Genomic DNA, 21,694 nt, shown 5'->3' with positions numbered 1-21,694 from the left:
GTGGCCGGGCGTCGTGCCTGCCATTGACGCGACAAGCTTGGAGATGAGCCATGAAGAAGTGCCTAGCAGCCACGATGGCGTTCTTGCTGACGACCACCGTTGCCTATTCCGCGGATGTCTATCAGCCGCAGCCGGAAGCCTTTCAGGATGCACCGGAAGTGACCGTTCAGGAGTCGACCGGGTGGTACCTGCGCGGCGACGTCGGTTATTCCTTCAACAAGCTGCGCGGCGCCAAGTTCTTTCAGGGCGGCAGCTCGGAAAGCGAAACGGATTTCCGGTCGACTGACATCGACGACAGCTTCACGTTCGGCGGTGGTGTCGGTTACCAGATCAACAACTACCTGCGCTCGGACGTGACATTCGATTACCTGACGAAGAGCGACTTCGAGGGGTCGACAAGCGGCAGTTGCGGCGTGGCGACGGACTGCATTTCCAAGGATCGCGCCTCGATGAGGGCGTATAGCCTTCTCGCCAACGTCTATGTCGACCTCGGCACCTATGCGTATTTCACGCCCTATGTCGGCGCCGGTATCGGTGCGACCTACGTGAAATGGGACAAGCTGCGCAACACGTCCTGCGCCACCGGAAACCCGGCGCTGTGCGATGATTCGGTTGAACACGGCGGCAAGGGCTCGTGGCGCGCGACCGGTGCCCTGATGGCTGGCGCGACCATCGACGTGACCTGCAACGTCAAGGCCGATGTCGGCTACCGCTTCCGCTATGTCGACGGCGGCGACATGTTCGGTTACGCCTCGAATGGTGGCCCGGGCCGCGACAAGGGCTTCTACAGCCACGAAGCACGCCTTGGCGCTCGCTACGTCTTCGGCGGCTGCGCGACACCCGTCGCCTACGAGCCGGAACCGGCTCCGCTGGTCTACAAGTAAGCTTCATCTCGATCTCGAGAAAAAAGGGTCGCCTTCCCGGCGGCCTTTTGTCGTTTGGCGGCCCAGACGAAGACGAATTTCCGTTTGGCCCCGCTGCTTCGCCCTGTCATCTCACTGGGACACCGGGAGCGTTACGAGGACTGCGCGGTAGAGCCCGGTCACAGCACCAACCGCATCGGCAGCCGATCACGAACTCTTGACGAACGCACTCTCCGCCCGAAATGTCGATAAACGCGATTTTGATCGCGCTGTGGGAGAGGATGAATGAAGAAGTATTTTGTTTCGGCGGTTGTAGCTGGCGTTGCATTATCAGCGTTTGCCGGTTCGGCATCGGCCCAGAGATACCTTGATGACTACGTTGGACAGCGCATCAATGCCGTGAAAGACGATCTGCGCGACCAGGGCTTTCGCGATGTTGGACGCATTTCGGACCGGCGCGGCAGCTACGCACTCATGTTCGACGGCCGAACCTGCCTCGCGTTGCACGGAGGCAGAGGCGTGATCGACGACATCGACAGGCTTGATCGCCAGGATTGCGATCCAAGACGTCGGCCACGTTACTGACAACAGGTGAGTATGATCGACGGTCAGTCATCGAACGGACCGTCGATCCTATGTCTGTCGATTATGCGCAGGCTACGATCAGGTTCGATGACGTAAGTTTCGCTGATCCGTTCACCGAACTGGTTGCGAAATTCATGGGGTATCCTGCTGCCCACCGGTGCGTTTTTCAGCCGCGTGTGAGGCTGCCCTTTGTATGTGATGCTCCCGGGGATGGGGGAAAGGTCGACCTGTGATGTCGAGCAGGCCGTGAGGAGGCCTGCTGCAGCCAGTACAAGAAAGCGTTTCATGGTCTGCTCCTGGATTTGTAGGTAAGCTGTCAAACAGCCTGGGCGGAGAAAAGTTTCCCGATAGGCTGCGGGCTTCAGACTCATATTGCTGAAGACGCACTGACGTTGCAGGGCTGCACGCCATTTCGACAGTATTGGCGCGATAGTCTTTGAACTTTGCAAGGGTGATCAGTCGGGGAATCGGCATATCAAACATATGCTAGCAGACCGATCCCGGTCTTGTGCTACTCCGGCTCCATCAGCGCGATCTTGCTAGCCGCACTCTCCAGAAACCCATTTCCACTTGCGCTTTTCTCATCTTTCCACTATCCACGGCGGCGGGACACTCCTCCCCAACGAGGAGCCAATTACCTGGAAGGGTATACATATGGCCAATGCCGCAAAGCCGGACCTGCGTCCGAATAACGCCCATTTTTCTTCTGGCCCTTGCTCGAAGCGCCCCGGTTGGTCGCTCGACGCTCTCTCCGATGCCCCGCTCGGTCGTTCGCACCGCGCCAAGGTTGGCAAGGACAAGCTCAAGCAGGCCATCGATATCACCCGTGAAGTTCTGAACGTTCCGGCCGATTACCGTATCGGCATCGTTCCCGCATCCGACACCGGCGCCGTCGAAATGGCGATGTGGTCGCTGCTTGGCGAACGTGGCGTCGACATGGTCGCCTGGGAAAGTTTTGGTGCCGGCTGGGTCACCGACGTGGTCAAGCAGCTGAAGCTGAAGGATGTCCGCAAGATCGAGGCCGATTACGGCGTTCTTCCCGATCTTTCCACTATCGATTTCGACCGTGACGTGGTCTTCACCTGGAACGGCACGACCTCGGGCGTTCGCGTTCCGAATGCCGACTTCATCCCTGATGACCGCAAGGGCCTCACCATCTGCGACGCAACGTCGGCCGCATTTGCGCAGGACCTCGATTTCTCCAAGCTCGATGTCACCACCTTCTCCTGGCAGAAGGTGCTGGGCGGCGAGGGCGGCCACGGCATGATCATCCTGTCGCCGCGCGCTGTCGCCCGTCTTGAAAGCTACGTCCCGGCGTGGCCGCTTCCAAAAATCTTCCGCATGACATCCGGCGGGAAGATTTCCGAAGGCATCTTCAAGGGTGAGACGATCAACACGCCGTCGATGCTCTGCGTCGAGGATTATATCGATGCGCTGCAATGGGCGAAGTCGCTCGGTGGCTTGAAGGCGCTGATTGCCCGTGCCGACGCCAATGCGAAGGTGATCTTCGATTTCGTGGCTTCCAACGACTGGATCGCCAATCTGGCGCAGGTCGATGAGACCCGCTCTAACACCTCGGTCTGCCTGAAGATCGCCGATGCCGACATCGCCGCTCTCGACGCTGACGCACAGGCAGCCTTTGCCAAGGGCGTGACCTCGATCCTCGAAAAGGAAGGCGTCGCACTCGACGTCGGCGCTTACCGCGACGCACCGTCGGGCTTGCGCATCTGGGCTGGCGCCACCGTCGAAGAGGCGGACATGAAGGCGCTGATGCCGTGGCTCACCTATGCGTTCGAAACGCAGAAGGCCGCGCTGTCCAAGGCCGCTGCCTGATCGAATTCCGGTGCCGCCGCTCACCCGTCTAGGGACGCGGCACCGTTTCATCCGCATTTAGAGATTACACCCCTTATCAGGAGCCCAACCCATGGCACCTCGCGTTCTCGTATCCGACGAACTCTCCGAAACCGCTGTCCAGATCTTTCGCGATCGCGGCGTCGAAGTCGATTTCCAGCCGAAGCTCGGCAAGGACAAGGACAAGCTCGCCGAAATCATCGGCAATTACGATGGCCTCGCCATCCGTTCCGCCACAAAGGCGACCGAGAAGCTGATCGCTGCTGCGACCAACCTCAAGGTCATCGGCCGCGCCGGTATCGGCGTCGACAATGTCGACATCCCGGCTGCCTCGAAGCGCGGCATCATCGTCATGAACACGCCGTTCGGCAACTCGATCACGACGGCTGAACACGCGATCGCGCTGATGTTTGCCGTTGCCCGGCAGTTGCCGCAGGCCGATGCCTCGACGCAGGCCGGCAAGTGGGAAAAGTCGAAGTTCATGGGTGTCGAAATCACCGGCAAGACGCTTGGCGTCATCGGCGCCGGCAATATCGGCGGCATCGTCTGCAAGAAGGCGATCGGCATCGGCATGCATGTCATCGCATACGACCCCTTCCTCTCGGCTGAACGCGCGCTGGACATGGGCGTCGAGAAGGTCGAGCTGGACGATCTACTGGCGCGCGCCGACTTCATCACCCTGCATGTTCCGATGACCGACAAGACCCGCGGCATTCTCGGCAAGGAAAACCTTGCCAAGACCAAGAAGGGCGTGCGGATCATCAACTGCGCCCGCGGCGGTCTCGTCGATGAGGCAGCGCTTGCAGAAGCCATCAAGTCCGGCCATGTCGCCGGTGCCGGTTTCGACGTGTTCGAAGTCGAGCCTGCGACGGAAAGCCCGCTGTTTGGCCTCGACAACGTCGTGTGCACGCCGCATCTGGGCGCCTCCACCACGGAAGCCCAGGAGAACGTTGCGCTGCAGGTGGCTGAACAGATGTCGGACTATCTGGTCAAGGGTGCCGTTTCCAACGCCATCAACATGCCCTCGATCACCGCTGAAGAAGCACCGATCCTGAAGCCGTTCATCCGTCTTGCCGATGTTCTCGGTGCCTTCGTTGGTCAGGTCACGGAAGATCCGATCAAGGAAATCGAGATCCTGTTTGATGGCGCAACGGCCGGAATGAACACCAAGGCGCTCACCTCCGCGCTTCTGGCTGGTTTGATCCGTAATCAGGTGGCAGACGTGAACATGGTTTCCGCGCCGATCATGATCAAGGAAAAGGGCATCGTCCTGTCCGAGGTCAAGCGCGACAAGACCGGTGTCTATGACGGCTACATCAAGCTGACGGTCACCACCGACAAGCAGAGCCGTTCCGTCGCCGGCACCGTGTTTTCCGATGGCAAGCCGCGGTTCATCCAGATCAAGGGCATCAACATGGACGCCGATGTCGGCGCCAACATGGTCTACATCTCCAATACCGACGTACCTGGCATGATCGGCTTCATGGGCACCACTCTCGGTGATGCCGGCGTCAACATCGCCAACTTCCATCTCGGCCGCGAGAAGGATGGCGGCGATGCGATCGCGCTGCTTTATGTCGATGGTCCGGTCTCGAACGACGTGCTCGCCCGCCTGACCGCCAACCCGGCGATCCGTCAGGCCCGCCAGCTAGTCTTCAACGTCGAATAAACCATCCTCCCGGATGACCAAGACAAAGCCCGGTACCAGCGTGCCGGGCTTTTTCGTTGTGATCAAGCCGTTGTGATCGGTCCATACGCTAAATCTCCCGCTGGTTGTATTTGCATCGCTTGGCTCCCGTTTCATCGTCCGATATCTACTTCGGCGGGAAAAGATTGTGGTGGCTCTAAAATTCTCGCCTGCCACTCTCTATATCTAGGATCACGACCGCATCGGGCGGCCAGAGGAGAAACCAATGTTATCCAAGCTTCGGCGTTTCCAGAAACTCTTCGCGATCTTCGCGGTCGGAATGGCAGTTTCGCTAACAGCCGTCGATATGGCGGAGGCGCGCCGCGCCGGCGGCGGTTCCAGCTTCGGCAGCCGCGGTACACGCACATTCGCACCGCCGCCGACCACGAACACGGCACCGGGCACGGCGACCGGCATCAATCGTTCGATGACGCCCAACACGCAGCAGAACGCAGCGTCTCCTGCTAACGGCGCAGGCGCCCAGGCGGCTCAGCCGCGTCGTGGCCTGTTCGGCGGCATGGCTGGTGGTCTTCTCGGCGGTCTGGCTCTCGGTGGCCTGTTCGGCATGATGATGGGCAACGGTTTTGGCGGTATGGCCGGCATGTTCGGCATGCTGTTGCAGATCGCGCTGATTGCGGGTCTTGCCATGCTGGCCTTCCGCTTCTTCGCCCGTCGTCGCCAGCAGCAGCACCCGGCGGGTCCTGCCGGCAACGCGCGCGATAACGGTTTCGGCGGTAACAGCCGTGACAACAACAACCATGCCTATCAGGCACCGCAGAACAACGGTGGCGGCTTCCAGATCCCTAAGATCGGTTCTGGCGGCGGTGCGATGGGTGGCTTCGGTGCCACGCAGGCTGCGTCTGCTCCGCGTCAGGCGGGTCCCGATACGGATGAAGTCGGTATCACCGGTCGCGATCTCGGCCTGTTTGAAAAGATGCTGACGGATGTCCAGGCTGCCTATGGCGCGGAAGACTACGCGAAGCTTCGCAATCTCACCACGCCGGAAGCCATGTCCTATCTGGCCGAAGAGCTTGGTGAAAACGCCACCAATGGCGTGAAGAACGAAGTCCGCGACGTGACCCTGTTGCAGGGCGACCTTTCGGAAGCTTGGCGCGAAAACGGCCAGGAATACGCAACGGTTGCGATGCGCTACTCGAGCGTCGACTTCCTCAGCGATCGCAACACCGGCGCTGTCGCCGAAGGTGATCCGAATGCCGTCACGGAAACGGTCGAGATCTGGACCTTCGTGCGCAAGCCCGCCAATGACTGGAAGGTTTCGGCCATCCAGTCGGCTGCCTGATCAGCAGATCCCGAGCAGCGCGATCGTCTTGTCGTCGCGCTGCCCGCCGAAGAATTTCTCAAGGGCTCGCTCGAAAGGCGAGCCCTTTTCTGTTGCGGCTTTATCGAACAGCGTCATCGAACTGCGAAACTTCATGTCGTCGGGGGACCCGAGGATGGTGCGCGCCGAAAGTCCTTCATGCGGAAGCATGGCGTGCGTGCATTCGAGGAGACGTGGTCCAAGCACCGGATGGTCGAGATAGGTCTGGGCTTCTTCCAGAGAGGTAAGTGCGAAGCGTTGTGACATGATCGAGGGACCAAGACCGGCGATCTGCGGGAAAATGTACCACATCCAGTGCGACTCTTTACGGCCGTTTCGCAGTTCGCTCATGACCTGCGCGTAGACCGGGTCTTGTGCATCCACGAACCGGGTCAGGTCGGATTTTCCGTTATCGACAGTCATGCCGCGCTCCTCGCATCATCTCCCAACGGCCGCCATGAAGACACCGCAACTGTGAAATTTTTGCGGCAGGGGTGTTTCATGCTGCACTGCACCCTAAATCGGTTGGATGGATTTTTTGATTACAGAGTTTCGTCAATATACCGACTGGCTGCCGAACTGGATGGTGAGCGTCGGCCTTCTCGTGGGCGCGGTCCTGATTGGTCTGGCGATCCACCGTTTCGCGTTCGGTATCTTCAAGCGGCTGGTGGAAGACAAGGACCTGTTCTGGCGATCGCTGGTGTCGCGCGGGCGCCGGCCGATGCGTTTGACGGTTCTGACATTCACTGTATCGTTTGCATCATCTATCGCACCGCTTGCGGCTCGACCCGCCGAAATCATCCGGCATGTGCTGCTGCTGGGTTTCATCCTCGTGCTCGGCTGGGTCGCAAAGACGGCTTTGCATATTTGGATGACGGTCTATCTGCGCCGCTTCAAGCTGGATGCGGAAGACAACCTTCTTGCCCGCACCCACGTGACCCAGTCGCGGATTGCCGAGCGCATTGCCGGCGCGATGATCGTCATCGTCACGGTCGCCGCGATGCTGATGACCTTCCCGGCCGTCCAGCAATACGGCGTCAGCGTGCTCGCCTCCGCCGGTGTCGCCGGTATCGTGCTGGGTCTTGCCCTGCAGCCCATGCTTAAAAACATCTTTGCCGGCATCCAGCTTGCCATCACGCAGCCGATCCGCATCGACGATGCGCTGATCGTCGAAGGGGAGTGGGGCAATGTCGAGGAAATCACCTCGACTTATGTGGTGGTGAAGCTGTGGGACTGGCGGCGCATGATCCTGCCGCTCTCCTATTTCATCGAGAATCCGTTCCAGAACTGGACCCGCGAAGGTTCGGCCCTGATTGGCACCGTGATGATCTATCTCGACTATTCCGTTCCCGTCAGCGCCATCAGGCGCAGGGTCGAGGAAATCGCCAATGAGTCGAAGATCTGGGACAGGCGCGTGGTCAATGTTCAGGTGACGGATTTCAAGGAAAGCGTGATGGAGATCCGGATCCTGATCTCCGCCAACAACGCGCCGAAGACGTTCGACATGCGTTGCGAGATGCGCGAGAAGATCATCAACTTCGTTCAGCGGGAATATCCGGCAGCGCTGCCTCGTCTAAGGGCCGAAGGTGCGAGCAACAGCAACGGGCACGCAAACGGCGCCGTCGCGGATACGGCCCTGCGTCACGCGAACTTCCAGTCCTGATGTTGCTGCTCTCTGACACTGAGGGCACAGATGGGGTGAACGGGCTTCTCTTGCGCGCCAGCTCATTCCTTTCTATATCCTCTTTCTGAAAGCCTTTGCGCGGACGATCCCGCACATCTGGTGCCACTCTGCCGGCGTGCTTGCTGCCGCGGCCTGAGAGACTTTAAGAAAGTACCCCGTGAATACGCTGGATTTTGACAAGAAGCCGGAAGATACGCGCGTCGTGGTCGCCATGTCGGGCGGCGTGGATTCCTCCGTCGTGGCCGGGCTGTTGAAGCGCGAAGGCTATGACGTGATCGGGATCACGCTTCAGCTCTATGATCACGGCGCGGCCGTGCATAGGGCAGGGTCCTGCTGCGCCGGCCAGGATATCGACGATGCCCGCCGGGTCTGCGAAACGCTTGGCATTCCGCATTACGTTCTCGACTACGAGAAGCGTTTCCGCGAGACGGTGATCAATCCGTTTGCCGAAGCCTATGCGATGGGCGAAACGCCGGTGCCTTGCGTTGCCTGCAACCAGACGGTCAAGTTTGCCGATCTGTTGGCGACCGCGCGCGAGCTCGGGGCCGATGCACTGGCGACCGGCCATTACATCCGTTCGGCGCCGAACCCCACGGCCGACAATCCGGGCCGCCGTGCGCTGTTCAGGCCGATCGATGCCGACCGCGACCAGAGCTGGTTCCTGTTTGCGACAACGCAGGAGCAGATCGACTACCTGCGCTTTCCGTTGGGTGGCATGGGCAAGGCGCAGGTGCGCGAGCTGGCCGAAGACATGGGGCTGGTGGTTGCCAAGAAGGCCGACAGCCAGGATATCTGTTTCGTCCCCGCCGGCAAATATGCCGATATCATCGCCAAGGTGAAACCGAACTCGGCTTTGGTGGGCGATATCGTCCACATGGACGGCCGCGTGCTGGGCCGCCACGAGGGGATCGTTCATTACACGATCGGTCAGCGCAAGGGTTTGGGCGTTGCGACAGGCGAGCCGCTTTACGTGGTTTATCTGGACGCCCGCTCGCGCCGCGTCATCGTAGGTCCCAAGGAAGCGCTCGATACGCACCGCGTCTATCTGCGCGACGTCAACTGGATCGGCGACGGGACGCTGCAGGATGATGCGGGCAACGGCTTTGCGTGCTTTGCCAAGGTGCGTTCGACGCGCCCGCCGACACCTGCCACGCTGCATACGGACGAGCTGGGCGTCTATGTCGATCTGGCGTTCGGAGAGCAGGGCGTAGCCCCCGGTCAGGCCTGCGTCCTCTATTCGGCAGAAGGTGCCGATGCGCGCGTTCACGGCGGCGGCTTCGTCGAGCGGTCCGAACGGGCGGCCGATGCCGAGGCATCGTTGCGGGCGCTTCTGGCGACCCCTGTAGCCGCTTGAAAGACCGGTTTTATTCGGCCTGGAGAATGAACGAGGGATCGGGAAAATAGCGGTTCAAATCTCGCCGTTTTTCTCCCATCCTGCGCTTGACACTTCAGTGACGCGGGTTCTATAAGCCGCACATCCAAACGGATCGAGACACTCGATCCACCCTGTGGCGGGGTAGCTCAGTTGGTGAGAGCGCAGGATTCATAACCCTGAGGTCGGCAGTTCAATTCTGCCCTCCGCTACCAAATTTCCCTAAATTTCTATCTGATCTCAGCTGTATCCTGCGGGTGATATCCGAGGCTTGGCCCGGATGCTTCTGCGCCCGCAGCTTCTCGGTGCGAAGTGCTGCAGCCCGCACATTTTCACAGGCAGCAGCTGTTGCGGAAAATCACTTCGCCCGCGCGGCCAGCGCCTTTGCGCGCTTCATCCTGGCGAGGCGTTTCTTTGCGAGGTTGCGGCGGTGCTTGCGAGCTCTGATCTTGAGCTTGGCCTCCCGGTTCTCCAGTCTTCGCTGCAGGCGGACCTGATCGCGGAAGTGCTTGTCGTACGCAAGCGCGCGCGCCCGAACTGCGAAGAACACGGCTGCAATCAGAAGGACCAGGAAACCCAGCAGTGTTACGAGAATGGTGACCATTATTGCGATGCGAACCTTTTTGCTCGCATGAGTAATAGCTCACTTTCCGATAGGGTCAATGTCGCGAAGTTGCAGGAGTGCGCAGGCGTCCGTCGAGAGCGCACTCCTGCGCATCTTTGCGCGTCCCGGATCAACCGGTACGTTCGATGCGCTTTCCGGCGCTGTCGAAAAGATGAAGGTGGTGGGGCGCTGTCGTCACGGGCAGTTTCTCGCCGATCGCGATGCGGGAGCGGCCGGGGACCCGGAAGACAAGAGGGCTTCCGTCCGACGTCGCACCATGGACATAGCTTTCTGCTCCGACCAGTTCGACAGCGATGACCTCGACCTCGGCTCTGAAAGGCGAGGTAACCTCTCCCTCGGCAATCACGATGTCTTCCGGACGAATTCCGACGGTGGCGACAGTGGAGGGAAGGCCTTCGGCCACGCTCCAGCCGCCGGCCTTGCCGAGCGTCATCAGGTTCATCGAGGGCGATCCGATGAAGGTTGCAACGAAGGTCGTTGCGGGTTTCTCGTAGAGCTCGATCGGCGTGCCGACCTGCTCGATCCGGCCGGCATTGAGAACGACGAGGCGATCGGCAAGCGTCATCGCTTCCATCTGGTCGTGGGTGACGTAGATCGACGTCGTGGCCAAGGACCGCTGCAGACGGCGGATCTCGACCCGCATCTGCACGCGCAGTTTCGCGTCGAGGTTCGACAGCGGCTCGTCGAACAGGAAGGCTGCGGGCTTGCGCACGATCGCGCGGCCCATGGCGACGCGCTGCCGCTGGCCGCCGGACAGCTGGCGCGGCTTGCGGGCGAGGAAGGGCTCGATTTCGAGCGCGCGGGCTGCCTCGGTGATGCGCCGTTCGATCTCGTCCTTCGGGGTGCCGCGGTTCTTCAGACCATAGGCGAGGTTCTGCTTGACCGTCATGTGCGGATAGAGCGCGTAGTTCTGGAACACCATCGCGATATCGCGCTCGGCCGGTTCCATGTCGTTGACGCGCTTGCCGTTGATGATGACGTCGCCACCGGTGATGCTTTCGAGCCCGGCGACCATGCGCAGCAGCGTGGACTTGCCGCAGCCGGATGGGCCGACCAGAACGATCATCTCGCCGTCTGCGATGTCCAGTGACACGCCCTTGATGGCGTCGATATTGCCGCCATAGACCTTGCGGACGTCTTTCAGTTCAATTGTTGCCATTACTTTTCGGTCTCCACCAAACCTTTGACGAACCAGCGCTGCATGAGCACCACGACGATGACGGGAGGGATGATTGCCAGGATCGCCGTGACCATGACGTAGTTCCAAGGAGTTGATGCATCAGTGAAATCGACCATGCGGCGCAGGCCGATGATGATCGTGTTCATCTCCGCGCGGTCGGTGACGAGCAGCGGCCAGAGATACTGGGTCCAGCCGTAGATAAACAGGATGACGAACAGTGCCGCGATATTGGTCGTCGACAGCGGCAGCAGGATATCGCGCATGAAGCGGAACGGTCCGGCATTGTCGATCCGCGCCGCCTCGACCATTTCGCCGGGGATCGTGAGGAAAAACTGGCGGAAAAGGAAGGTCGCCGTCGCCGACGCCATCAGCGGCAGCGTGAGGCCTGCATAGGTGTTGAGCAGGCCAAGATCGACGATCACCTTGTAGGTCGGCAGGATGCGTACTTCGACCGGCAGCATCAGGGTGATGAAGATCATCCAGAAGAAACCCATGCGGAACGGGAAGCGGAAGAAGACGATCGCGAATGCCGACAGGAAGGAGATGATGATCTTGCCGACGGCAATTGCGACCGCCACCACGAAACTGTTGAACAGCAGTCTTTCCAGACTGACGCCGACGACGCGTTCGACGCCGCCGGAGATGGACTCGCTATAATTCTCGACCATATGGCCGCCCGGCAAGAGCGACAGCGGCGGGCGGATGATCGCGCTCGACGTCGCCGTCGAGGCAATGAAAGTGTAGTAGATGGGGAAGGCGACGATGATGATCCCAAGGATCAGCATCAGATGCGCCATCAGGCGTGCGACAGGACGGTTCTCGATCATCTGATAATTTACCCGTAATGGACGCGTCGCTCGACGAAGCGGAACTGGAAGGCGGTCAGCGCGATGACGATGACCATCAGGATCACCGACTGGGCCGCAGACGAACCGAGATTGAGGTTCACGAAGCCGTCGTTGTAGACCTTGTAGACCAGCGTTTCGGTGGCCTTTGCCGGTCCGCCGCCGGTCACCGAATGGATGATGCCGAACGTGTCGAAGAAGGCGTAGACGGTGTTGACGACCAGAAGGAAGAAGGTGGTCGGTGCAAGCAGCGGGAAGACGATCGTCCAGAACCTTCGGCTCCCTCGCGCGCCATCGATCGCGGCGGCTTCGAGCAGGGATTTCGGGATTGCCTGCAGGCCGGCGACGAAGAACAGGAAATTGTAGCTGATCTGTTTCCAGGCGGCTGCCACTACGACGAGGGACATGGCTTGATCGCCGTTCAGCAGCGGGTCCCATGCAATGCCGTTGCGCCGCAGGATATAGGCGAACGTGCCCATGGCCGGGTTGAACATGAACAGCCACAGCATGCCGGCAACCGCCGGCGCCACCGCATAGGGGATGATCATCATCGTGCGGTAGAAACCCTTACCACGCACGACGGTATCGGCAGCTGTCGCCAGCAGAAGCGCGACACCCATGGAAAGCAGCGCGGTTGCCACGCTGAAGACGACGGTGACGCGGAGCGCGTGAAGATAGCTCTCGTCGGCCAGGATGGCGGAAAAGTTGGCGAAGCCGACAAAGCTGCTCTGCAGCCCGAACGGATCTTCGCGCATGGCCGACTGGTAGAGCGCCTGGCTGGCTGGCCAGAAGAAAAACACGACGGTCAGGACAATCTGCGGCGCCACCAGAAAATACGGCAGCACCTTGTTGGGAAATACGACGCTTTGCACGGGCAGGCTCCGTTGAAATGCTGCAGGCCGCCCGCGACAGTCGCCGGGGCGGCCCTTATGCTTACCGCTTACTTGCCGATGGCTTGCTGAATGGCGGCATTGCCCCGCTGGACAGCCTTGTCGAGGGCGGCCTTGGCATCCTGCTTGCCGGCGAGCATCGATTCGAACTCTTCGTTCATGATGTCGCGGACCTGCGGCAGGTTGACGAGGCGAACGCCCTTGGAGTTCTCGGTCGGAGCCTTGCCCATCATCTGCAGCAACGGCGTTTCGCGCGCCGGGTTCTTCTCGTAGAAGCCGGATTTCTTGGTATCCTCGTAGGCTGCCATCGTGACCGGCATGTAGCCGGAGACCTGGTGCAGCCTAGACTGGATCTTGGTCTGGGACAGGAAGTTGAAGAAGGTCGCGACCCCCTTGTATTCGGCATCGCTCTTGCCGCCGAAGACCCAGAGGCTGGCGCCGCCGGGGATGGTGTTCTGCGGGCGTCCCGGACCTTCTGCATAGGGCAGCTGGCCGATGCCGTATTTCAGGCCGGACTTGACGATGTCGCCCAGACCGCCGGAGGATTCGGTCAGGATGGCGCATTCGCCCGAGGTGAACAGCTGCTTGGCTTCAGACGTGCGGCCGCCGTAACGGAACGTGCCGTCCTTGGCGAGATCGGCGATTGCCTGGAAATGCTTGACGAAGGGTTCGGCGTTGAAGGCAAGCTTGACGTCGGTGCCGCCGAGGCCGTTTTCATTGCTTCCGTAGGAGAGGTTGTTCCAGGCCGCAAAGTTTTCCGTCTGGATCCATGTGAGCCATGTCGAGGTAAAGCCGCAGGGAGCGGCACCGCTGGTCTTGATCTTCTTGGCGGCGTCAAACACCTCGCCCCAGGTCTTCGGCGGCGTGTCGGGGTTCAGCCCGGCCTTCTCGAAGATATCCTTGTTATAGTAGAGGATCGGCGAGGACGAGTTGTAGGGGAAGGACAGCATCGTGCCGTCAGGCTTCGAATAGTAGGCAACGATCCCCGGCAGGTACTGGCTCTTGTCGAATTTGAAGCCGCCCTTTTCCAGAACGTCCGCAACCGGCACGATGGCACCCTGGGCGCCCATCATGACGCCGCTGCCGGCGTCAAACACCTGCATGATGGCCGGTGGCTGCTTGGCGCGGAAGGCGGCGATGCCGGCGTTCAGCGTTTCCGGGTAGGTGCCCTTGAAGACAGGCATGACCTTGAAGTCCGACTGGCTTTCGTTGAATTCCTTGGCGAGCTGGTCGACAACCTCGTTGTTGGCGCCGGTCATGGCGTGCCACCACGAGATTTCCGTCGCGGCCATGGCGGTTGATCCCATCAGAAACGATGCGGTCGCCAGAATTGCCGAGCCTGTAATGACTTTCATGAAAATTCCTCCCTTGGCATGAATACCGGTCGAGATCCTCCAATCCCGATCGACGCACCGTGTCGATGACGGCGCATTGGCGGCGACTATGTGTTGGCGAGAGCGCCCACGTCAACACCTGTCGTTCGCGGCGAGCCGATGGTTGTGGATAGAGAAAGCAGATGAAGCGGTGTCACTTCAGCCTTCAAAGCGGCTGACCGGCCCGAAGCGTGATCCGGGTCAGTTCGGAGGGAACACCGATCCGCAGCGCGAAACCGGGCCAAATGCCCGTGCCGTTGTTGACGTAGAGGGTCATGCCGCCGATCTGATAGCGGCCCGAAACAAAGCCGTTGTTGGCGCGTGCGACCACGCGATCAAGGCCGACAACCATGCCGCCATGGGTATGTCCCGACAGTTGGAGGGCGATCCCCGATGCGGCGGCTTTCTGTGCCAACCTGGGCTGATGGTCGAGAAGAATGATCGGCGCGTCGGCGGGGGCACCCGCAATAGCCGTATCAAGGTCCGGGGCCGGCGCTCCGTGTCCGCGTGCCGAAAGGTCCGTGACACCGGCCAGCACGAGCCTGCCGCTCCCTCGCGTCAGCACCGCGTGGGCGTTCTCAAGCATCGTCATGTTGAGGGTTGCGAGGTGGCGCATCCACTCCCGGTAATCGAAGAAGTATTCGTGGTTGCCAGGGATGGCATAGACCCCATCGCGCGCCCGCAGGTTTGCCAGCGAAGCGACGTCGCTGCGGCGGTCTGCGACGCTGCCGTCGATAAAGTCTCCCGTGATGACGATGAGGTCCGCATCGAGCGCGTTGGTTTTCGATACGACCGCCTCGGCCCATTTCGCTGGGAACAGTCGGCTGATGTGGAGATCGGTCAGCTGGACGAGGCGATAGCCCTCGAATTCCGGCGGCAGGTTTGCGATTGCAATCTCGATATCGTTGAGTGGCGGCACACGGATTGCCTGGCTGACACCATAGGCGGAAAGGCAGAGCGCGACGCCACCCATGGCATAACGGAGCCCGGCGGGTGCGGCGGGGAAGTGTCCGTTGAAGAGCATGATCAGGAGCGAGGCGACATCGAGCGCGATCTGGAAGACGGCCAGAAAAACGATCGCGCCAAACAGGAGGTTGAACGCAATGATCAGCGGTCGCGGAAACTCCGGCGAAAAGACCGAGCCGGAGGAGAGCCGGCTGAAGAAATGGTATTGCGAGGCGATCAGCAGAAGCACCGCCACTACCACCTTCGCCGACCAGTGCCAGGGCAGCGGCTGAATGAAGCGGAGGACGACAATCAGCCAGGGCAGTCCAAAGATGAGATGAAACATTGGGTACTTTCAGTTGCGCATGTCGACTGCGGCGCCGGTTCCGCAATCCTACCTATCCCTCGTCGATAGGGTGTGGAAGAGCCGAGCGGGCCGTGTCTGCTCGAAGTAGCGCAGATCAGTCCCGTATCTTTCCGTTTGATGGCTTGAGGCAGGTGCCATGTTCGTGGCTGCGGCTGTTTGATCCTCCCCTTGAGTCGCGGCTGGAGTTCGTTAACATGCCTGTTGGAGGAGGGGCTTCGGTTCTCGATGGAAACCGCGGAGACTGACGGTCAGACGTGCGAAGTCATGCGCAGGCTGACTGTTTGTTCGCGCGATCGGTCGAGAAAGCGGACGTGTGATGCCGTCGTTTACGGCTGTGGCGCATCCCTCGAAGCTGGCTATCTGGTTTCTCGAAGAAAGGATGCGACCTTGGACATCAAACAGATCATCGGCGGCCAGTTTGCCGACGCCATTTCGGGCAAGACGTTCGAACGGATCAATCCCTTTACGGGCGATGTCGCGAGCCGATCGCCGGCGTCCGGCATCGAGGATGCCAAGGCAGCCGTCGCGGCAGCCCAGGCCGCCTTTCCGGCATGGTCTACAACCGGTCCCGGTGCACGTCGCGCGCTTCTCAACAAGGCGGCCGATGTGCTTGCGTCCAAGGGTGGCGAGCTCACCGAGCTGATGACCGCCGAGACCGGCGCGACCGGCGGATGGGCCGGCTTCAACGCACATCTTGCGGCAAACATGCTGCGCGAGGCGGCGGCCATGACGACCCAGATCCAGGGTGAGATCATCCCGTCGGACAAGCCCGGAAACCTGTCGATGGCGATGCGCCAACCGGTCGGCGTCTGCCTTGGCATCGCGCCGTGGAATGCGCCGATCATTCTCGGCGTGCGGGCCATCGCCATGGCGCTTGCCTGCGGTAACACGGTCATCCTCAAGGCCTCCGAAGCATGCCCCGGACTGCATGTCGCGATCGGCAAGGTGTTTATCGAGGCCGGTTTCCCGGTTGGAGTCGTCAACGTCATCACCAATGCGCCTGAGGATGCCGCCGTCGTTGTCGAGGCGCTGGTTTCGGCACCCGAAGTCCGCCGCGTCAACTTTACCGGTTCCACCAAGGTCGGCCGCATCATCGGCGAACTCTGTGGCCGCCATCTGAAGCCGGCACTTCTCGAGCTCGGCGGCAAGGCACCGATGCTCGTGCTCGAAGACGCCGATATCGATGCTGCCGTCAACGGCGCGATCTTCGGCTCGTTCATCAACATGGGCCAGGTCTGCATGGCGACCGAAAAGCTGATCGTCCACGACAGTATTGCTGACGAATTCGTGGCGAAACTGTCCGAGCGCGCAGCCAAGCTTCCGGCGGGCGATCCCCGCGGTCACGTCGTGCTCGGTTCGCTGGTGACGATCGGTGCCGCGGAGAAGATGGAAGAGATCATTGCCGACGCGATCGCCAAGGGGGCCAGTCTCACCGCGGGCGGCAAGCGCACCGGCAGCGTCGTGGAGGCTACGGTGCTCGATCACGTCAAGCCCGGCATGCGCATCTATGACGAGGAGTGCTTCGGTCCGGTCAAGCCGATCATCCGGGTCAAGGACGAGGAGGAGGCGATCCGGATCGCCAACGATACGCAATATGGTCTCTCGGGTTCGGTCTACAGCCGCGATATCCAGCGCGCGCTCGCCGTCGCCGGCCGGGTGCAATCGGGGATCTGCCACATCAACGGCCCCTCTGTCGCGGATGAGGCACAGATGCCGTTCGGCGGCGTCAAGGGCTCCGGCTATGGCCGCTTCGGCGGCAGGGCTGCGATCAACGAATTCACCGATCTGCGCTGGATCACCATCGAGGATCCGCACCAGCACTATCCGTTCTAGCGCGAACGCGGCTGAAGAGGGAGGCCGGCCATTGCGTACGGCGCGCGGGGTTACCTCGTGACGTCGATCACGATCCGGCCGCGCACCTTGCCGGCGATGATCTCTACTGCCAGTTGCGGCAGGTTGGACATCGGTTCCGTTCTGGTGATGGCGGCAAGCTTTCGGCTGTCGAGATCGCGGGCAAGGCGCGACCAGGCGGTGAGGCGTTGTTGGCGCGAGGCCATGACCGAGTCGACCCCGATCAGGGTGACGGCGCGTAGGATATGCGGCAGGACCGTCGCTGGCAGGTCGGGTCCGCCGGCAAGGCCGCAGGCTGCGATTGCGCAGCCCCGCATGGTCTGCGACAAGGCGTTGGCAAGCGTCGTCGAGCCGACGCTGTCGATGCCGCCGGTCCAGCGCTCCGTCTGCAGCGGGCCGCCCTTTTCGGCAAGCGTCGTGCGATCGATGAAGCTGGTGGCACCGAGCGAGGCCAGATAGTCGTGGGTTTCGGGGCGACCGGTCGAGGCTGTGACGACGTAGCCGCGCGCCGCCAGAAGCGCGATCGCCACCGAGCCGACGCCACCGGCGGCGCCGGTCACGAGGACTTCGCCTGCGCCGGGTTTAATCGAGCCCCATTTTTCAAGCGCGTCGACGCAGAGTGCCGCGGTATAGCCCGCCGTGCCGATTGCCATCGCCTGTTCCATCGTGAAGGCGTCGGGCAGCGGGATCAGCCATTCCGGTTTGACCCGCTGGTAGCGGGTATAGGCGCCCCATTCCGTTTCTGACAGGCCCCAGCCGTTCACGACCACCTTGTCGCCCGGCTTCCAATCCGGGGAGCGTGATTCGACCACGGTTCCGGCAAGATCGATGCCGCCGACCATCGGCATCCGGCGAGCGATCCGGCTCTTGCCGGTGATGGCCAGACCGTCCTTGTAGTTGACCGTCGAATAGGCAATTTCGACCAGAACGTCATTGTCAGGCAGATCGGCGACGGAGATTTCCCGGAAGGCGCCTTTCGGCTTGCCGTCAACGGTATCGATCACCATGGCGGTAAATGTCTCAGTCATGTCCATGCCTCCCGGGCTCTACAGGTCTTGACGAGTTGATCCTTGTCTAACCAGATTTCGATGCACTCAGGCGCGTCGGCATCGAGGACCCCACAGGTCAGGCATGCCTGCGGGGTGCTCCGATCACGCGACGAGCGGCGTGGTCTTGCGCTCACGCGGCCGGCCGATCCGTTTCGGCGCCTTGATCTCGACCGCCTGGGCGGTGGTCAGCGCGCCACGAACCGCATCGGAAATGGTGGTGACGACAAAGTCTGCATCGATGTCCTCTGTCGCAAGGGGGCTTTCCCGCTGACCGTCAACGCCGGTGATCATGATCCCCACCCGAACCGACGGCTTCTGTCGCTTGAACCGGCGGACGGCCTGGCGGGCGTGGGCTTTGGAGCCGCCATTGAGGAAGGCGATGAGGACCGTGTCGACGTCGGTCAGGTTCATCAGGCTTACCGTCTTGCCGCTCACGGCCGTGTGGTCGGCCTGAGACACGGTGGCGCCCTGAATGGCGAGAACCTGCGACAACATGGCGGCCGCTGCATCATCAATCGCGCCTCTGCCGCCGAGGCAGAGAACGGATTTCCCTTCGCCGCTGGGCAGGTCGATTTCACCGGTGATCTGCTCTGTGACAGCGGCTTCCCCTTCGGCCGGATCGTCTTCCGCTTCTTCCTCGATCGCGATCTCTGCCAGATTGCCGATCAGCGTCTGGGTGGTGGAGGCAAACAGGGCGATCTGGGCCTCGCTCATCACGCCGCGCTGCCGGTCCAGTTCACCCAGCCTGAGTGCAGGCAATCCGACTTTTTCATAATAGTCGACGAGATACTCCTCCTCGAGAAAATCCTCCGCGTTGTCGGTCGCCTCGTTGGGATCGCCGGCAAGCAGCCTCTGGTAGAGTTTTTCCTGCGGTTGCAGAACCGGCTCATTGCCGAGCAGCACGTCGAGAAAGCTGAACTGCGGGACGTAGCGACCGAGAACGACGAGACAGACGGTGAGGGGCGTCGAAAGCATCAGCCCGACAGGCCCCCACAGCCACGACCAGAAGATGGCCGAGACGATGATGGCGAGCGGCGAAAGGCCCGTATGGCTTCCATAGAGCCACGGTTCAACGACGTTGTTGCTGACGAGTTCGGTGACGATAAACAGTGCGGCGACCCAGGCAACCAGCGACCATCCGGGGGCAATCGCCAGTGCCAGAAACAGCGGCAGGATCATGCCGATGACCGGACCGATATAGGGGACAAAGCGCAGGACGAGCGTCAACAGTCCCCACAGGATGGCGTTCGGAATGCCGAGCAGCCAGAGGCCGATCGAGATCGGCAAGGCATAAAGCGCGTTGACGACCAACTGCATCAGCAGATATTTGCCGACGCGTTTTCCCGCGTCCTGAAGAGCCGCCGTTGTCCTGTGGAGATCGCCGAGGCCGACAAGGCGTATGAACCGGTCGCGCAGTTCCTCCCGCTCAAGCAGCATGAAAATCACGAGGACGATAACCAGACCCGCGGTTGCAAAGGGACTGATGAGTGGCAGAATGAAATTGCCGAGCGTTTCGATCGGGTTGGCGCGGGTTACGATCTCGACAGGCATCGGATCGCGACGCTTGATCTGTGGCGGCGCGTCTTCCTTGCTTTCTTCGGCGTTGTCCTGCAGTTCCGAGCCTATGCGCTCGACGACCTTACTGAGATGTTCGAAAACGCCGTTGCCGGAGCCCGCCTGGCTGAGAGAGTGCACCTTCGCGACGATGTTGCGCTGATAGGTCGGAATATTGTCCGCGAGATTGGCGACCTGTCCGGCCACGATGAAACCGAAGGCTGCAATGACAAAAAACGCGGTGGCGACGGCGAGGAGGACGGCGGCGATCCTCGGGACGTAGCGCTTGCGCAGGAAACTGACGATGGGTGCGAGCGTGAAGGTAAGAAGGAGTGCGAGCGCAAGCGGCACAAACACTTCCTGGCCGACATAGAGGATCACCGCCACGCCGATGAGAATAAGGATCGTTCGGCCCGAAAGGGTCGGCGCGCTCAGCCCTACAGGCTTGTTCGCGATCCCCGCCGCTGCGATAGCCCCTTTACTCATGTCGCTCATAGCCGTCCCCGATTGAATGCGCTGCTGCCAGAAGCCAGGCATGACAGTGTAAATGCGCTTGGAACAAAACTTATCGAGCGGTGACGCAAAAATAATTCGCGACAGCCGTTTGCGGGTCACGCTGACGGGGAAAGTGGAAGCGTTCAAGCCAAGCAAAACCGCAAGTCGTTGCGGCACGGTTTGTCCCAGAAACGATTAGCTGGACGCAAATCGCGAGAGCGAGACCTCGGCCGACCATTCGAGGTCGCTGGGGTTGTAGTGGACGTCCCGTTCGGAAAACGACAGCGGATTGAGGCCGTAGCACTCGGTCCAGCTGCCGCCCGGTTCGATGATCTTGTCGCTTCGAAGCGTTGCCCTGTAGATCAGCGAGCTGTGACCCGCCTGGCGCGCACTCAGCGTGAAGGATGTCGCGAGCAGCTGTCTGTCCGCGTTGTTGGTGAAGGTAACGGAGACGGGCGCGCCGGGTGCCTGGCAGGTCGCGCCTGAGGAGCTTGCGACCACAGCGACGGATTGGTTGGTCGGCACGTGCGAATTGATCTGGCCCGACATCAGCAAGAGCCCGACATAAAGCACCGCCAGAACGGCGACCGCCGCGATGCCCGCCCGTCGCGAGTACAGGAAGAGAACCACGACGGCTGCTGCGCCTATTACCCAAATCATCGCGCACCTGTCTTTTCCGGAGTGATATCAACTCCGTATATGTAAGGATTTGGAGGTTAAACCGCAACGGGAACTCCGCAAAGGCCAAGCCCTAAGCGGCCGACGGCAAGATACCGACACGCGAGCGTGCGGGCAAATTCCTATGCGGTTTATATTTCTTAGGCTTCTGGGCCATCTCGAATCCCTATGGGGTTCCGCCGCATATTGAGGACGAGACGGATCGTGATCGTCTCCAGCCGGAGAGAGAATGACGCGTTACCAGAACGACGCCCTTCCTGGCTGACACCACGAACAACCAGGATTCCAGAACAATGATGGACCTTATTCTCGTCGCGGCGACTGTTGGCTTCTTCGGTCTCTGCTCGGTCTATACCCGTGCCTGCGACAGGCTTTGAGAGGGATGCCATGACCCTCGATTATATCCTCGGCGGCGGTGTGACCGTCTTCCTCGCCCTCTACCTCACCTATGCTCTCATTCGCCCCGAACGCTTCTGACCAAA

Annotated in this window: 20 protein-coding genes and 1 tRNA gene; 10 read left to right on the top strand and 11 right to left on the bottom strand. The window is 60.9% G+C overall.

Annotation, left to right across the window (positions count from 1 at the left end):
- Window positions 1-50: 50 nt before the first annotated feature.
- Both ACQY1K_RS13110 and ACQY1K_RS13105 read left to right on the top strand, forming a co-directional pair.
- Window positions 51-884, top strand: a complete 834-nt coding sequence (locus ACQY1K_RS13110) for an outer membrane protein (protein WP_174196167.1) — start codon at window positions 51-53, stop codon at window positions 882-884.
- A 264-nt stretch (window positions 885-1,148) separates the two neighbouring features.
- Complete coding sequence (locus tag ACQY1K_RS13105) at window positions 1,149-1,448, top strand: hypothetical protein (RefSeq protein WP_062460726.1); 300 nt, start codon at window positions 1,149-1,151, stop codon at window positions 1,446-1,448.
- Window positions 1,449-1,471: 23 nt separating this feature from the next.
- On the opposite strand, the gene ACQY1K_RS13100 is transcribed toward ACQY1K_RS13105, so the two are convergent.
- Window positions 1,472-1,735: a hypothetical protein gene (locus tag ACQY1K_RS13100; RefSeq protein WP_062461833.1), complete on the bottom strand. Its 264-nt coding sequence runs from the start codon at window positions 1,733-1,735 to the stop codon at window positions 1,472-1,474.
- A gap of 367 nt (window positions 1,736-2,102) precedes the next feature.
- Here ACQY1K_RS13100 and ACQY1K_RS13095 point away from each other — a divergent pair, with 367 nt between their 5' ends.
- The 3 genes from ACQY1K_RS13095 (at window position 2,103) to ACQY1K_RS13085 (ending at window position 6,286) form a co-directional block, all read left to right on the top strand.
- A complete protein-coding gene (locus ACQY1K_RS13095) occupies window positions 2,103-3,281 on the top strand; it encodes a phosphoserine transaminase (RefSeq protein ID WP_430257564.1) in 1,179 nt (392 codons plus the stop codon).
- 91 nt (window positions 3,282-3,372) lie between these two features.
- Window positions 3,373-4,968 carry a phosphoglycerate dehydrogenase gene (gene serA / locus ACQY1K_RS13090; protein WP_062460720.1) on the top strand — a complete coding sequence of 532 codons (1,596 nt, stop codon included), beginning with the start codon at window positions 3,373-3,375 and terminating at the stop codon, window positions 4,966-4,968.
- Window positions 4,969-5,212: 244 nt separating this feature from the next.
- Entirely contained in the window at window positions 5,213-6,286 is a 1,074-nt protein-coding gene (locus ACQY1K_RS13085; protein ID WP_062460715.1) for a Tim44 domain-containing protein, read from the top strand.
- Here the strand turns inward: ACQY1K_RS13085 and ACQY1K_RS13080 are convergent, their stop codons facing one another.
- Window positions 6,287-6,727: a DUF1810 domain-containing protein gene (locus ACQY1K_RS13080; protein WP_113109802.1), complete on the bottom strand. Its 441-nt coding sequence runs from the start codon at window positions 6,725-6,727 to the stop codon at window positions 6,287-6,289.
- 106 nt (window positions 6,728-6,833) lie between these two features.
- Between ACQY1K_RS13080 and ACQY1K_RS13075 the strand changes: the two genes are divergently transcribed.
- From ACQY1K_RS13075 to ACQY1K_RS13065, 3 genes are all read left to right on the top strand, one after another.
- Window positions 6,834-7,967: a mechanosensitive ion channel family protein gene (locus ACQY1K_RS13075; RefSeq protein WP_430257563.1), complete on the top strand. Its 1,134-nt coding sequence runs from the start codon at window positions 6,834-6,836 to the stop codon at window positions 7,965-7,967.
- A 178-nt stretch (window positions 7,968-8,145) separates the two neighbouring features.
- The gene (gene mnmA, locus ACQY1K_RS13070; protein WP_062582443.1) at window positions 8,146-9,342 is read left to right on the top strand and encodes a tRNA 2-thiouridine(34) synthase MnmA; all 1,197 of its coding nucleotides are present in this window, start codon (window positions 8,146-8,148) and stop codon (window positions 9,340-9,342) included.
- A 156-nt stretch (window positions 9,343-9,498) separates the two neighbouring features.
- Window positions 9,499-9,575 (top strand) — tRNA-Met (locus tag ACQY1K_RS13065).
- Window positions 9,576-9,718: 143 nt separating this feature from the next.
- Here ACQY1K_RS13065 and ACQY1K_RS13060 read toward each other — a convergent pair.
- From ACQY1K_RS13060 to ACQY1K_RS13035, 6 genes are all read right to left on the bottom strand, one after another.
- Window positions 9,719-9,964: a hypothetical protein gene (locus ACQY1K_RS13060; protein ID WP_062460699.1), complete on the bottom strand. Its 246-nt coding sequence runs from the start codon at window positions 9,962-9,964 to the stop codon at window positions 9,719-9,721.
- 130 nt (window positions 9,965-10,094) lie between these two features.
- Window positions 10,095-11,144, bottom strand: coding sequence for a sn-glycerol-3-phosphate import ATP-binding protein UgpC (locus tag ACQY1K_RS13055; protein ID WP_430257562.1), 1,050 nt, complete (start codon window positions 11,142-11,144; stop codon window positions 10,095-10,097).
- Window positions 11,144-11,992 carry a sn-glycerol-3-phosphate ABC transporter permease UgpE gene (gene ugpE / locus ACQY1K_RS13050; protein ID WP_062460693.1) on the bottom strand — a complete coding sequence of 283 codons (849 nt, stop codon included), beginning with the start codon at window positions 11,990-11,992 and terminating at the stop codon, window positions 11,144-11,146. The genes ACQY1K_RS13055 and ugpE overlap by 1 nt, the downstream gene beginning before the upstream one ends.
- A gap of 8 nt (window positions 11,993-12,000) precedes the next feature.
- Window positions 12,001-12,882 carry a sn-glycerol-3-phosphate ABC transporter permease UgpA gene (gene ugpA / locus ACQY1K_RS13045; RefSeq protein WP_062460690.1) on the bottom strand — a complete coding sequence of 294 codons (882 nt, stop codon included), beginning with the start codon at window positions 12,880-12,882 and terminating at the stop codon, window positions 12,001-12,003.
- 68 nt (window positions 12,883-12,950) lie between these two features.
- Entirely contained in the window at window positions 12,951-14,255 is a 1,305-nt protein-coding gene (gene ugpB, locus ACQY1K_RS13040) for a sn-glycerol-3-phosphate ABC transporter substrate-binding protein UgpB (protein ID WP_062460687.1), read from the bottom strand.
- Window positions 14,256-14,439: 184 nt separating this feature from the next.
- Window positions 14,440-15,564, bottom strand: a complete 1,125-nt coding sequence (locus ACQY1K_RS13035) for a metallophosphoesterase (RefSeq protein ID WP_430257561.1) — start codon at window positions 15,562-15,564, stop codon at window positions 14,440-14,442.
- A gap of 408 nt (window positions 15,565-15,972) precedes the next feature.
- On the opposite strand from ACQY1K_RS13035, the gene ACQY1K_RS13030 reads away from it, so the two are divergent.
- Window positions 15,973-17,418 (top strand): aldehyde dehydrogenase, encoded by a 1,446-nt coding sequence (locus ACQY1K_RS13030; RefSeq protein WP_430257560.1) that lies wholly within the window; start codon window positions 15,973-15,975, stop codon window positions 17,416-17,418.
- 50 nt (window positions 17,419-17,468) lie between these two features.
- Here ACQY1K_RS13030 and ACQY1K_RS13025 read toward each other — a convergent pair whose 3' ends face one another.
- The 3 genes from ACQY1K_RS13025 to ACQY1K_RS13015 form a co-directional block, all read right to left on the bottom strand.
- Window positions 17,469-18,464 carry an MDR family oxidoreductase gene (locus tag ACQY1K_RS13025; RefSeq protein WP_430257559.1) on the bottom strand — a complete coding sequence of 332 codons (996 nt, stop codon included), beginning with the start codon at window positions 18,462-18,464 and terminating at the stop codon, window positions 17,469-17,471.
- A gap of 123 nt (window positions 18,465-18,587) precedes the next feature.
- Window positions 18,588-20,534 (bottom strand): AI-2E family transporter, encoded by a 1,947-nt coding sequence (locus tag ACQY1K_RS13020; RefSeq protein ID WP_082471999.1) that lies wholly within the window; start codon window positions 20,532-20,534, stop codon window positions 18,588-18,590.
- A gap of 195 nt (window positions 20,535-20,729) precedes the next feature.
- The gene (locus ACQY1K_RS13015; protein WP_062460678.1) at window positions 20,730-21,194 is read right to left on the bottom strand and encodes a hypothetical protein; all 465 of its coding nucleotides are present in this window, start codon (window positions 21,192-21,194) and stop codon (window positions 20,730-20,732) included.
- A gap of 405 nt (window positions 21,195-21,599) precedes the next feature.
- Here ACQY1K_RS13015 and kdpF point away from each other — a divergent pair, with 405 nt between their 5' ends.
- Window positions 21,600-21,689, top strand: coding sequence for a K(+)-transporting ATPase subunit F (kdpF, locus tag ACQY1K_RS13010; RefSeq protein WP_062460674.1), 90 nt, complete (start codon window positions 21,600-21,602; stop codon window positions 21,687-21,689).
- The last annotated feature ends 5 nt before the right edge of the window (window positions 21,690-21,694 follow it).

The organism is Neorhizobium sp. IRS_2294 (assembly GCF_050500145.1).
Classification (GTDB): domain Bacteria; phylum Pseudomonadota; class Alphaproteobacteria; order Rhizobiales; family Rhizobiaceae; genus Neorhizobium; species Neorhizobium soli.
Note: the sequence above shows the minus strand (reverse complement) of the source record. Positions and strands in the feature narration are given on the sequence as shown.

Excerpts from the sequence above, each read along its gene's own strand:
- ACQY1K_RS13110 (WP_174196167.1), top strand. The coding sequence starts at position 51 with ATGAAGAAGTGCCTAGCAGCCACGATGGCGTTCTTGCTGACGACCACC.
- ACQY1K_RS13105 (WP_062460726.1), top strand. The coding sequence starts at position 1,149 with ATGAAGAAGTATTTTGTTTCGGCGGTTGTAGCTGGCGTTGCATTATCA.
- ACQY1K_RS13100 (WP_062461833.1), bottom strand. The coding sequence starts at position 1,735 with ATGAAACGCTTTCTTGTACTGGCTGCAGCAGGCCTCCTCACGGCCTGC.
- ACQY1K_RS13095 (WP_430257564.1), top strand. The coding sequence starts at position 2,103 with ATGGCCAATGCCGCAAAGCCGGACCTGCGTCCGAATAACGCCCATTTT.
- serA (WP_062460720.1), top strand. The coding sequence starts at position 3,373 with ATGGCACCTCGCGTTCTCGTATCCGACGAACTCTCCGAAACCGCTGTC.
- ACQY1K_RS13085 (WP_062460715.1), top strand. The coding sequence starts at position 5,213 with ATGTTATCCAAGCTTCGGCGTTTCCAGAAACTCTTCGCGATCTTCGCG.
- ACQY1K_RS13080 (WP_113109802.1), bottom strand. The coding sequence starts at position 6,727 with ATGACTGTCGATAACGGAAAATCCGACCTGACCCGGTTCGTGGATGCA.
- ACQY1K_RS13075 (WP_430257563.1), top strand. The coding sequence starts at position 6,834 with ATGGATTTTTTGATTACAGAGTTTCGTCAATATACCGACTGGCTGCCG.
- ACQY1K_RS13060 (WP_062460699.1), bottom strand. The coding sequence starts at position 9,964 with ATGGTCACCATTCTCGTAACACTGCTGGGTTTCCTGGTCCTTCTGATT.
- ACQY1K_RS13055 (WP_430257562.1), bottom strand. The coding sequence starts at position 11,144 with ATGGCAACAATTGAACTGAAAGACGTCCGCAAGGTCTATGGCGGCAAT.
- ugpE (WP_062460693.1), bottom strand. The coding sequence starts at position 11,992 with ATGATCGAGAACCGTCCTGTCGCACGCCTGATGGCGCATCTGATGCTG.
- ugpB (WP_062460687.1), bottom strand. The coding sequence starts at position 14,255 with ATGAAAGTCATTACAGGCTCGGCAATTCTGGCGACCGCATCGTTTCTG.
- ACQY1K_RS13035 (WP_430257561.1), bottom strand. The coding sequence starts at position 15,564 with ATGTTTCATCTCATCTTTGGACTGCCCTGGCTGATTGTCGTCCTCCGC.
- ACQY1K_RS13025 (WP_430257559.1), bottom strand. The coding sequence starts at position 18,464 with ATGACTGAGACATTTACCGCCATGGTGATCGATACCGTTGACGGCAAG.
- ACQY1K_RS13020 (WP_082471999.1), bottom strand. The coding sequence starts at position 20,534 with ATGAGCGACATGAGTAAAGGGGCTATCGCAGCGGCGGGGATCGCGAAC.
- ACQY1K_RS13015 (WP_062460678.1), bottom strand. The coding sequence starts at position 21,194 with ATGATTTGGGTAATAGGCGCAGCAGCCGTCGTGGTTCTCTTCCTGTAC.
- kdpF (WP_062460674.1), top strand. The coding sequence starts at position 21,600 with ATGACCCTCGATTATATCCTCGGCGGCGGTGTGACCGTCTTCCTCGCC.